8 protein-coding genes are annotated in these 11,406 nt (G+C 77.8%); 7 read left to right on the top strand and 1 reads right to left on the bottom strand.

The window, feature by feature from the left end; genetic code table 11:
• The first annotated feature begins 67 nt into the window (after positions 1-67).
• The gene (locus tag AAHH18_RS11140) at positions 68-646 is read left to right on the top strand and encodes a hypothetical protein (protein ID WP_343301673.1); all 579 of its coding nucleotides are present in this window, start codon (positions 68-70) and stop codon (positions 644-646) included.
• A gap of 136 nt (positions 647-782) precedes the next feature.
• Complete coding sequence (locus AAHH18_RS11135; RefSeq protein WP_343301672.1) at positions 783-1,778, top strand: 5'-3' exonuclease; 996 nt, start codon at positions 783-785, stop codon at positions 1,776-1,778.
• Positions 1,779-2,007: 229 nt separating this feature from the next.
• Here AAHH18_RS11135 and AAHH18_RS11130 read toward each other — a convergent pair whose 3' ends face one another.
• Positions 2,008-6,219, bottom strand: coding sequence for a S8 family serine peptidase (locus AAHH18_RS11130; RefSeq protein ID WP_343301671.1), 4,212 nt, complete (start codon positions 6,217-6,219; stop codon positions 2,008-2,010).
• 588 nt (positions 6,220-6,807) lie between these two features.
• Here AAHH18_RS11130 and AAHH18_RS11125 point away from each other — a divergent pair.
• The 5 genes from AAHH18_RS11125 to AAHH18_RS11105 all read left to right on the top strand — a co-directional run bounded on the left by AAHH18_RS11125 (position 6,808) and on the right by AAHH18_RS11105 (position 11,338).
• The gene (locus tag AAHH18_RS11125) at positions 6,808-8,202 is read left to right on the top strand and encodes a M15 family metallopeptidase (protein ID WP_343301670.1); all 1,395 of its coding nucleotides are present in this window, start codon (positions 6,808-6,810) and stop codon (positions 8,200-8,202) included.
• 91 nt (positions 8,203-8,293) lie between these two features.
• Positions 8,294-8,731, top strand: a complete 438-nt coding sequence (locus AAHH18_RS11120) for an OsmC family protein (RefSeq protein WP_283319480.1) — start codon at positions 8,294-8,296, stop codon at positions 8,729-8,731.
• Between the two features lie 116 nt (positions 8,732-8,847).
• Positions 8,848-9,087 (top strand): FeoA family protein, encoded by a 240-nt coding sequence (locus AAHH18_RS11115; protein WP_343301669.1) that lies wholly within the window; start codon positions 8,848-8,850, stop codon positions 9,085-9,087.
• Complete coding sequence (gene feoB / locus AAHH18_RS11110) at positions 9,084-11,114, top strand: ferrous iron transport protein B (protein ID WP_343301668.1); 2,031 nt, start codon at positions 9,084-9,086, stop codon at positions 11,112-11,114. The genes AAHH18_RS11115 and feoB overlap by 4 nt, the downstream gene beginning before the upstream one ends.
• Positions 11,111-11,338, top strand: a complete 228-nt coding sequence (locus AAHH18_RS11105; RefSeq protein WP_283322043.1) for a hypothetical protein — start codon at positions 11,111-11,113, stop codon at positions 11,336-11,338. The genes feoB and AAHH18_RS11105 overlap by 4 nt, the downstream gene beginning before the upstream one ends.
• The last annotated feature ends 68 nt before the right edge of the window (positions 11,339-11,406 follow it).

The raw sequence follows: 11,406 nt of genomic DNA, 5'->3' as shown, positions 1-11,406 counted from the left end.
GTCGTGGCGGGGCTCGCGGGGAGCGCCTGCGGTTGCCGTCCGGCGCCGGGCGCGCGACCGTCGGGACATGGGCCGACGACACCGCGCAGGCGACCACCACCACGACCGGCACCACGCGCGCCACGGGCGGGTCGGCGCGACCGACCCGACCGTCGCGCTCCCCGCGGGCGGTCGCGCGCGACGCAGGGGCACGCGGGACGCCCGCCGGACGGCGTCCGGCACCCGGGCGGGCCTGCTGCTGCGCGCTGCGGTCCTCGGCGTCGCCGCCGGCAGCCGGGCGTCGCTCGCCGTCGCCGCGCCGGCGCTCGCGGACCCCGGCTCGCGGGGCGTGACGCGCCTGCTGGCCCGGGCGGGCGTGGCCGTCGAGCTCGTCGGGGACAAGCTGCCGAGCACGCCGAGCCGGCTGCTGCCCCCGGGGCCCCAGAGCCGCGCGGTCGCGGCGGCGCTCGGCGGCGCGGCCCTCGCCCGGCAGCGCGGCCGGTCCGTCTGGCTCCCGGCGGCGACCGCGGCGCTGTGGTCGACGGCGGGCACGTGGGGCGGAGCGGCGTGGCGCACGTGGGCGGCGCAGCGGGGCCCGGACTGGCGGGGCGCGCTCGCGGAGGACGCGGTCGCCGTCACCCTGGCCCGGCTGGCCGCCCGGCGCTGAGCCCTGACGGGCCGGGTCCGGAGCGCAGGCGGCTCACCCGCGCGGGCCACGCTGCTGGTGCCCCGGCGCGCGACCGGCGAGACTGCCGCCGTGCCCGTCTCCCGGCGGCACCGCCCGCCCAGGCCCCGGAGGACCGATGACCAGCCGACCCGGCTCGCTGATGCTGCTCGACTCGGCGTCGCTCTACTTCCGTGCGTTCTACGGGGTCCCCGACTCGGTGACCGCCCCGGACGGCACCCCCGTGAACGCGGTGCGGGGGCTGCTCGACATGATCGCGCGGCTGGTGACGGACCACCGGCCGGAGCGCCTGGTGGCGTGCTGGGACGAGGACTGGCGCCCGGCGTTCCGCGTCGCGGCCATCCCGTCGTACAAGGCGCACCGGGCGGTCGGCGGCGCGCAGGCCGCGGCGGAGGCGGCCGAGGGGGGCGTCGCGGTCGCGGAGGAGGTACCGGACGCGCTCGCGCCGCAGGTGCCGGTGATCGCGGAGGTGCTGGCGGCCCTGGGCATCGCGCGGGCGGGTGCCGAGGGCTACGAGGCCGACGACGTGATCGGCACGCTCACCGCGCGCGAGGTCGCGTCGGGCTCCGGCGCGCCCGTGCTGGTCGTGACGGGGGACCGGGACCTGTTCCAGCTCGTCGACGACGACGCCGGCGTCCGCGTGCTGTACACGGTCCGCGGCATCAAGGACGTCGAGGTGGTGGACGCGGCCCGGCTGCACGAGCGGTACGCCGTCGCCACCGGCGCGGCCTACGCGGACATGGCGGTGCTGCGCGGCGACCCGAGCGACGGGCTGCCGGGCGTCCCCGGGATCGGGGAGAAGACCGCGGCGGCGCTGCTCGCCCGGTACGGCGACCTGCCGTCGGTGCTCGCCGCGCGGGACGCCGCGGACGCCGGGCTGACGGCCGCCCAGCGCCGCCGGCTGGTCGACGCCGACGCGTACCTCGCGGTCGCGCCCGGCGTCGTGCGGGTGGCGTCCGACGCCCCGGTGCGGCTGGCCGGCGGTGCGGCGGACCCGGAGCGCTTCACGCTGCCGCGCGGGCCCGTCGACGGCGAGGCGCTCGTCGACCTCACGGCGCGGTGGGGGCTCGAGTCGAGCGTGCGCCGGGTGCTGACCGCGCTCGCGCAGCGCTGACGGCCGGCGCCCGCAGGCCCGCGCAGGTCCGCACAGCTCCGCACAGCTCCGCGTCGGGCGTGAGAGAGGGGGTCACCGCCCCCCGGTGACCCCCTCCGCGCGGCCGGTTCCCCCGAGCCGCCGCGCCGCGGCCGGCCGGCCCTGGATCACCCCGGACCGTCCGGCCGCCCCCCGGTCCCGGGCGGCGCGGCACCCCTCCGTGCCGCACCGCCCGGCGGGCGCGTCCCCCTCAGCGCACCCGGAGCACCCCCACGGTCAGCGTCGGGCCGTAGCCGCCGTCCCCGGTGTACAGGGCGGTCACGGTGGTGGTCCGCGTGACCTTCGGCAGGGTGAACGTCGCCGAGCCGTCGGTCAGCGACACGGTGCCCACGGGCCGCAGGCCGGCGAGCAGGGTCACCTTGCCCCCGGGCACCGGGCCGTCCGTCACGCCGGTCACCGTCACCGTGACGTCCGGCGTGGCCCCGCGCGAGACCGTCCAGGACGCCGTGCTCAGCGCGATGCGGGGCGTGACGGCGGTGACCCGGTACGACTTCTGCGCCTGCGAGCCCTGCACGTCCGCGCTGCCGGCGTACACGGCCGTCAGGGTGTGCGACCCCGCGCGCAGGTCCCGCGGCAGCTCGACCGTCGCGGTGGCCGACGTGCCGTCGCCCGGCGCGAGCTCGGCGGTGCCGAGGACGGTGCCGCGCTCGCGGACCTCCACGGTGCCGGCCGGGACGGCGCCCTGGCCCGTGACGGTCACGGTCGCCGTGACGGGGGAGCCGTAGCGGCCGGAGGAGGCGGAGAGCGCCAGCTTCGTGCTCGAGCCGGCCTTCTTGACCTGCACCACCACCGGGTCGGACGTGGAGGCCGCCCAGGCGCCGCTGTCGGGCGCGTACACCGCCGTGAGGCTGTGCCGGCCGCCGCCCAGCCGGGCGGTCGCCGTGGCCGTGCCGTCCGCGACCGGGGCGGTGGCGACCTCCGTGTCCCCGTCGCGGAACGAGACCGTGCCCGTGGCCTGCGCCGGGGCGACCGTGGCGGTGAGCGTGAGGTCCTTGCCCACCCGCGCCGGCCCCGAGACGTCGAGCGTCGTGCTGGTCGCCGTGGCCTCCGGGACCGCGACGTCCAGCACCTGCGCGCGGGTGGTCGGGTCCGCGTTGTGGCTGTGGAGCACCAGCAGGCGGTCCGCCGGGGCGCCCGTCGTCGTGGACCGGTGCACCGTGACCTCCGTGCCGTCCGCGGCGACCGACCACAGGGTGTCCGGGACGCCGGAGTCGAACCAGTACGGCGGGTCGAACGGGTCGACGGTGAACGCGTCGGCGGCGTCGACCTGGCCGCTGGGGTCCGCGGCGTAGTCGGAGGCCGTCCACACGGTCACCGACGGGGTCGCCCCCGGCTCCAGGCCGAGCGCCGCGATGCTCACCGGCGCCACCAGCACCGAGTTGTCGAACACCGTGGTGTCGACGTCGCCGAACGCCCCGTTGACGCCCTGGAGGTCCACCAGGTCGCCGCTCGCGAGGTCGAACGTCGCGGCCACCGTGACGTCCGTCGCCGCGCTGAGCTTGCGGACGACGGTCTGCGCGTCCGCGGTCCCGTCGGCGTCGAGGTCCCAGTCGACCACCGGCAGCACGGCCTGGCCGAGCGTGGCCCAGTCGCCGTCCACCGCGATGCCGATGCCCAGGTAGCCGTCGGCCGGGTCGCCGCCGGCCGCGGCGTGCTGCGGCGCCGTGGAGGTCCAGCCGACCCAGCGCAGGTCGCCCGACGCGGTCGCCGACTCCGAGGTGATGAAGCCGGGGACGTCCTCGAGCTTCGGGCTCGTCGCGCCCAGCGTGAGCGGGGCGACCAGCGACGTCCAGCCGCCCGAGTCCACGCCGCGGCCGGAGAGCGTCAGCGGCGCCGTGGTCGCGCCCGCGTCCGGGAAGGACACGTCCGCGGCGGTCAGCTCCGAGACGAGCCGGGGCGCGGCCTGGACCGGCACCCGCAGCTGCGTGTCACCCGCCGTCAGGACGAGGCGCCCCGAGAGCGCCGCCACGTACTCGCGGGGCACGCCGCCCTGGGACGTCGCGGACGTCGGGTCGATCTCCCGCTCGAGCGTGGCCGGGTCGGCGGTCAGCGTGAGGGTCACCAGCCGCTGCTGGCCCGCCGGGACGGTGACGCTCGCCGGCGAGGTCGTGATGGTCGCGCCCCCGGTGGTGGTCGCCGCCTGGAACGCGGTGCTGTACGTGACGGCCGCGTCGCCCGTGTTCTGCACCGTCACGGTCTTGCGGAGCGTGACGGGCTCGGCGCCGACGTCGACGACGCCGAAGGTCACGGACACCTGGTCGGGGTCCTCCGAGCCGTACGCCAGCACGGTGTCGGCCACCGCGGCGCGGGCGTCCACCCGGCCGGACCCGACGCGCTGCGGCCCGTACGCGGTGCCGGTCTGGCCGGCCCCGGTCCACACGTCGTGCGTGGCGGTGTTCATGACGGCCGCCTTGACCTGCGCGGGCGTCCACCCCGGCTGCGTCGCCCGGACGAGCGCCGCGATGCCGGCGACGTGCGGCGAGGCCATCGAGGTGCCGGACAGCGAGTGGGAGGCGTTCCCGGTCCCGGAGGCGGCCGAGAAGATCAGCGTGCCCGGGGCCGCGACGTCGGGCTTGACGATCCCGAGCGAGCCGTGGGCGCCGCGCGACGACCCGGGGTTCAGCGCGTCGCCGACCTCGTCGGCCACGACGGACGCCGCCAGGGACGGGCCGATGTGCGCGGTGACGCCGCCGGCCTGGATCGCGGGCAGCAGCGCGTCCGTCGACGAGGCCGTGAGCTGCGCGCCGGGGATCGTCGCGTTGCCGGCGATGCCGGCGGAGAACACGGTCGACTCGGTGCCGATCAGCACGCCCGCCGCGCCCGCGGCCTCGGCGTTGTTCCACCGCGCGCCGGAGCCGCACGCCCGGGTGGCGTCGTCGTCGTCCCACCACAGCCAGACGATGTTCCCGGCGACCTGCTCCGCGTACTCGTCCAGCGGGGTGCAGCCGTCGACGCCGTCGCCCAGGTACACCACGGGTGCGGTGACGTCCTCGGTCCCCGTGTAGGAGATCGAGTTCTGCGCGGACCAGGTGCGCACGAGCGAGGCGTCGGGCGCCGCGGTGACCTCGACGCCGTCGTAGGTCTGCGGGCTGCCGACGGAGTTCGCGACGGTCAGGCCGGAGGCCGCCGAGCCGGGGGAGCCGCCGACGTCCGTGATGTCGCCGGAGTTCCCCGCGGACAGCACCGCCAGGGTGCCGAGGTCGGAGAGCCGGTCGATGAGCAGGTTGTCGGGGTCGTCCGACGGGGTCGCGGAGGCGCCGAGCGACAGGTTCACGACGTCCAGGTGGTCGCTGTAGTCGCCGTCGCCGTCGGGGTCGGCCGCCCAGTCGAGGGCGAGCCCCGTCAGGTCGGTCGAGCCGCCGATGTCCCCGAACACCTTGAGGGCGTACAGGCCGGCGCCGGGCGCGGACCCCGGCCCGACCTCCCAGCCGGACAGGTCGGTCAGCGACGCGTAGTCGCCGCGGAACGTGGTGCCGTCGGGCTGCACGCCGTAGCCGGCCGCGGTGCCCGCCACGTGGGTGCCGTGCCCCGAGTTGTCCGAGGTGTACGGGCTGTCGATCGGGTTCTCGTCCGGCGTCGGCGTCAGGGTCGCGCCGGGCAGCTCGGACGCGGGGTCGGCGTCGTACAGCGGGCCCGCGAAGTCGTGACCGCCCAGGTACTTGGCCGGGTCGAACAGGCCGTCGGGCACGGGCTGCGTGCCGTCGGTGCCGTACGCGGTGGCGTACGCCTCGGCCGTCCCCGGGCCGCCGAACGCGGCGTGGGTGTAGTCGAGGCCGGTGTCGATGACGCCGATCCGGACGCCCTCACCGGTCTCGCCGGTGTCCTGCCACACCTGCAGGGCGCGCGTGAAGGCGTCGGTGGAGGAGTTGTCCGGGGTCTTGGTCGTCACGCGGTAGACGGCCACGACGTCGTCGGAGGACGCGAGCTCGCGGACGCGGGCGGCGTCGCCGGTGACGAGCGTGCCGGACACCAGGTTGGAGAGCGTCGCGATGCGTGTCGGCTCCGGGGTGGCGGCCCGGGCGCCGGGCGCCTGCTCGTCCGGCACGACGGCCTCGGCCACCTGCTCGACCTGCGCCGTCGCCTCCTGCACGGCGGCGGCGTCGCCGCCGTCCTCGGCCACGTCGAGCCCGGAGGGGGTGTCGAGCTGCACGAACGCGGTGACGGTGCCCTCGGCGCCGACCAGGCCGGGCGCGACCTTGTCCGCCACCGCTCCGAGGACCTCGTCGGGGGCGATCGGGCCCCCCGCGTCCGCGGCGAGGGTGCCGGGGGAGGCGGGCGCGGGTGGCGCTGCGGCCCGGTCCAGCGGCAGGCCCGCGGCGGAGGCGGCGCCGCCCGCGCCCAGGGTCGTGGTGGCGGCGAGCGCCAGGACGGTCAGCGAGGCACGGAGCGAGCGACGCGGCATGGGAGTCCGTTCTTCGGCGGGAAGGCAGCGTGCACCGCGTCATGACTCGCCGTCACGACCCGGGATGACTCGGCTCACCGTACAAACTTCTGGGCGATTCGTCACGGTTTCCTCACAGATCGGCTCGATGAGCGAGGCTCGCGGCGCCATGTGGGTGCGTGACCTGCACCACACGCGACCTGCGGCGACTCCCGCCGCGCGGCGCTGCGGCGCGCGGCGTGACCGGCGACGACACGCGCGGAACGTCCTTCGATGTGTGGATCGTGTGAAGCCCCGGGGGCCCGATCGTCACCGCATCTCCGCGAACTGGGCGCGGCCCGCCCCAACGGCGCCGAGGTCCGCTGCTTAGCCTCGTCGTCCGTGAGTCAGAGCATGCCCGCGGCGCGGAGCACCTCCCGCGGCCGGCATGCCGCCCCGCGCGGTGCCGCGGGACCGGCCGCCCCCGCGGCACGCACGCCCACCCGCCCCGGACGGGAGGTGGGCGTCGCCACGCCCACCGGCCGGTCCGACGCCGCGCCCGTCGCCCCCGCGACGGAACCGTCCGCGTCGACCCCGACGACCCCGATCGAAGGCGCAGCAACCCCACCCGTGACGTCCGCCCCCTCCAGCCCCTCCCGCTCCTCCCTCCCCTCCGCCGCCGGCAGCACCCCCGCCGTGCCCCCGGTCCGGGACGCCGCTCCCGCCGGCCGCCGCGCCGCGGCACCCGGTGGACGACGCGCCGCCGCCCAGCAGGGCACGCGCGGCGCCCACCGCGCCGACGGCCGGCCCTCGGTGCGCACGCCTGCCCGCGGCGTCGCCGTGCCGGCCACCCTCGCGTCCGCCGACCTGCCCCCGAACCGCGCGGAGCGGCGTCGCCGTCGCGTCCCGCGCCGGTCGTCGACCCGTGTGGCGCAGGGCGCCGTCGCGCTCGGGCTGGCCCTGGGCGTCGGCGGCTTCGCGATCGCGCCGGTCGGCGCCGACCGCGGTGTGCTCGGCGCCCGCGAGGCCCGCCCGCTCGACGCGGCGGACGCCACGCCGAGCGCGCCCGCCGCGGCAGCGCCGGACCCGGAGACGGTCCAGGAGCGCGGCGCCGCGGTGGTGCTCGCGAGCACCGTCGCGCAGGACGCCGACAACGCACGGGCCGACGCCGCGGCCGCCGCCGTCCCCGCGGACGCCGTGGCGGAGCTCAGCACCGCGGTCGCGGAGCTCGACACGCTGATCGCCACGACCCAGGCCGAGCAGCCGGCGATCGCCGCGCTCGCCCCCGCGCAGGCGCCCGCCCCCGTGCTGTCCGGCTCGGCGCTCTCCGACGCGGTGGCGGACGCTGCCGCGGACTCCGCGGCCGACGCCGCAGCGGACGAGGGGGCGACGACGACCTCGGGCACGGTCGGCGCACCCGACCCGTCCCCGACGGCGACCGGCGGGACGGGCGACGACGCGACGACCGAGGCGCAGCCGGAGGACCCGGCCACCGCGCGCATCACGGCCGCCGTCGAGCGCGTCAGCACCCTCACCGCCGAGCTCCAGGTCGTCACCCAGCGCACGCAGGAGGCCGCGGCGGCCGCCGCGGAGGCCGCCCGCAAGGAGGCCCAGCGGACGTCGCTCGACTCCTACGCGAACGGCCAGATCCCGTCCTCCGCGCTGTGCGAGCTCGGCTTCGCGCCGGGCCAGCAGCTCCGGTGCGACGCCGCCGAGGCCCTCGAGCAGCTCGACGTCGCCTTCACGGCCGCCTTCGGCACCCACCTGGTCATCACCGACTCCTACCGGTCCTACGGCCAGCAGGTGGCGTGCCGGCAGCAGAAGGGCAGCCTCTGCGCGACGCCCGGCACCTCGAACCACGGCACCGGCACCGCGGTGGACCTCGGGGGCGACGCGTACGCGTTCGGCACCGACCAGCACGACTGGATGCTGGCGCACGCCGAGGAGTACGGCTGGACGCTCCCGGACTGGGCCCGCATCGGCGGCTCCAAGCCCGAGCCGTGGCACTGGGAGTACGTCGGCTGACGCACGCGGGTGCGGGCCCCGCGCGGCGGACCTACCGTGAGCAGCGCGGCGGCCGCCCGGCTGCCGGACCCCACCCGTGAGGAGCACCCACATGCCCACGCGCACCGCACGCACCGCCTGGAACGGCACCCTCAACGAGGGCGGCGGTCAGGTGGAGCTGAGCAGCTCGAAGGTCGGCACCTACGACGTGTCGTTCCCGAAGCGCGCGGCCGACGAGGCCGGAGGCACCACGAGCCCCGAGGAGCTCATCGCCGCGGCGCACTCCTCCTGCTACGCGATGCAGCTGTCCGCCCTCATCGGCGAGGCCGGCGGCACGCCGGAGTCGCTCGAGGTCACGGCGGACGTCACGCTCGGCCCGGACCCGGCGGGCGGCTTCCGCATCAGCGGGATCGCCCTGCGCGTGCGCGGCGAGGTCTCCGGGCTCGACGAGGCCGGCTTCCTCCGGGCCGCGCAGGACGCCAAGGCCACCTGCCCGGTCAGCAAGGCGCTCACCGGCACGGAGATCACGCTCGACGCCGCGCTCGACTGAGCCCCGGCTCGACGCCCCCCGTCCCGCGCGTCCGCCCGGGGCCGGGGGCGTCGCCGCGCCGGCGGGGGACCTGAGTCCCATGAGGAGAGGCTTGCCTCACCTCTACCGTCGGCGGCATGGACCTCGCGCACTGGCCGACCGGCACCGACGCCCGCGTGCTCGCCGTCGACGTCGACGCGACCGCGCAGCTGCGCGTCGGGGAGCTCGGCCTGCGGCCGGGCGCGGTGGTGCGGGTGACCCACCGCGCCGCGTTCGGCGGGCGCGTCGTGGCGATCGGCGCGCAGCGGTTCGCCGTGGACGCGGCCACCTGCGCCCGCGTGCGCGTCTCGGACCTCGCCGGCGGTGACGCCGCGTGAGCTGCCACGAGCCGGCACCCGGCGCGTCGGCCACCGCCACGCTGGGCGCCCGCACCGCCACGGTCGTGCTCGTCGGCAACCCGAACGTCGGCAAGTCGACGTTGTTCAACGCCCTGACCGGCGCCCGCCAGACCGTCACGAACGCCCCCGGCACCACCGTCGAGCTGCAGGTCGGCGCCTGGCGGCTCCCCGCCGACGCGGACGGCGCGCGGGCGCGGGTGCGCCTGGTCGACCTGCCGGGCACCTACAGCCTGCTGGCCCGGTCGCCCGACGAGCGCGTCACCGCCGACGCCGTCGCGGGGCGCGGGTCGGTCGGCACGCCCGACCTGGCCGTCCTGCTCGTGGACGCCACCGCGCTCGGTCGCTCCCTCTACCTCGTGGCCCAGGCGGCGCGCGCGGGCAGCCGGCTGCTCGTCGTCGTCACCATGTCCGACGTGGCCGCCGCCCGCGGCCTGCACGTCGACACCGCGCGGCTCGCCGACGTCCTGGGCGTCCCCGTGGTCGCGGTCGACCCGCGCGCCGGGCGCGGGCTGGCCGACCTGGGCGCGTCGGTGCGGGACGCGCTCGCCGGCGGGGTGCCGGCCGTGCGGGGGATCGAGCCCGCGGCGCCGGGGGCCGAGCCCGCCGACGCCGCCGGGCCCGACGCCGCAGGGGTCGCCGACGCGACGGACGGCCCGCTCGCCGACGCCGCGACGGACGGCCCGCTCGCCGACGCGTCGGCGCTGCTCGACTGGGCCGACGCGGTGCAGCGCGAGCTCGCGGACGGCGCCCCCACCGTGCCGGTCGTGCGGACGCTGTCGGACCGCGTCGACCGGCTGCTCCTGGACCCGTGGTGCGGGATCCCGGTGTTCCTCGCCGTGATGTGGGCGATGTTCCAGCTCGCGACCACGGTGGCCGGCCCGCTCATCGACGGCGTCGACGGCCTCGTCAACGGGCTGCTCGCCGACTGGGTCCGCGGCTGGCTGCCCGGGCCGCCGTGGGTCGAGGGGCTGCTGGTCGACGGCGTGCTCGCGGGCGTCGGCACCGTGCTGTCGTTCGCGCCCCTGATGGCCCTGGTGTTCCTGGCGCTCGCGCTGCTCGAGGACTCGGGCTACCTGGCCCGCGCGGCGTTCGTGGCGGACCGGGCGATGCGCGCCATCGGCCTGGACGGCCGGGCGATGCTGCCGCTCGTCGTCGGGTTCGGCTGCAACCTGCCCGCGCTGTCCGCCACCCGCGGCCTGCCCGACGCCCGCAGCCGCCTCCTCACCGGGCTGCTCGTGCCGTACACCTCGTGCCCCGCGCGCCTGACGGTGTACATCCTGATCGCGGGGATCTTCTTCCCGGACCGCGCCGGCACCGTCATCTTCGCGATGTACGTGGCGAGCATCGCCCTGGTGGTGCTCGGGGGACTCGCGCTGCGCCGCACGCTGTTCCGGGACCTGCGCCGCGAGCCGCTCGTCCTGGCGCTGCCCGCCTACCAGCGGCCCCGCGTCCGCGCGCTGCTGCTGTCGGCCTGGTCGCGCGTGGCCTCGTTCGTGACGAAGGCGGGGCGGATCATCGTCGCGACCCTCGCGGTGGTGTGGCTGCTCATGGCGGTGCCGGTCACCGGGCACCACGCCGTCGGCGACGTCCCGGTGGGGGACAGCCTGTACGGCCGCACCGCGGAGGCCGTCGCGCCGGTGTTCGCTCCGGCCGGGTTCGACGACTGGCACATGTCCGCGGCCCTCGCCACCGGCTTCGTCGCCAAGGAGGTCGTCGTCGGCTCGTTCGCGCAGACCTACGCCGTGGAGGAGCCCGACGACCCGGCGCACGCCGGCGACCTCGGCGCCCGCATCCGCGCGACGTTCGAGCAGGCGTCCGGGGGCCACGGTGCCGCCGCCGCGGTCGCGTTCCTCGTCTTCGTGCTCGCGTACACGCCGTGCCTCGCGACGGTCGGCGAGCAGCGCCGGCTGTTCGGCACCCGCTGGACGGCCGGCGCGGTCGGCGTGCAGCTCGCGGTCGCGTGGGTGCTCGCGGTCGCGGTGTTCCAGGTGGGGAGGCTGCTGTGAGCGTGCTGGAGGACGTCGTCGCCCAGGTCCGCGCCGGCGTGCGGCCCGGCCTCGCCGCTGCCCGCCTCGGCATCGACCCGGGCGTGGCGGAGGCCGCGCTCGACCACGCCGTGCGGCTCGGGGTCGTGACGCCCGCGACGGCGCTCGAGCTGGGGTGCTCCGGGTGCGGAACCGTGCAGCGGACGGCCCCGGCCTGCGGTGGGTGCCCGCTCGCGCGTCGCTGAACCGGCGACCGCGGGGGCGCCGGGTGCGGTCCGCGCGCCGCCGCGCGCCGCCCGCGCGCCGCGCCGCC

Source organism: Cellulomonas olei (assembly GCF_039548315.1).
Lineage (GTDB): Bacteria > Actinomycetota > Actinomycetes > Actinomycetales > Cellulomonadaceae > Cellulomonas.
The sequence above is the reverse complement of the archived record's forward strand: the minus strand, read 5'-3'. Positions and strand labels throughout refer to the sequence as shown.

Coding starts and splice junctions, on each gene's coding strand:
- AAHH18_RS11140 (WP_343301673.1), top strand. CDS start 68: ATGGGCCGACGACACCGCGCAGGCGACCACCACCACGACCGGCACCAC.
- AAHH18_RS11135 (WP_343301672.1), top strand. CDS start 783: ATGACCAGCCGACCCGGCTCGCTGATGCTGCTCGACTCGGCGTCGCTC.
- AAHH18_RS11130 (WP_343301671.1), bottom strand. CDS start 6,219: ATGCCGCGTCGCTCGCTCCGTGCCTCGCTGACCGTCCTGGCGCTCGCC.
- AAHH18_RS11120 (WP_283319480.1), top strand. CDS start 8,294: ATGCCCACGCGCACCGCACGCACCGCCTGGAACGGCACCCTCAACGAG.
- AAHH18_RS11115 (WP_343301669.1), top strand. CDS start 8,848: ATGGACCTCGCGCACTGGCCGACCGGCACCGACGCCCGCGTGCTCGCC.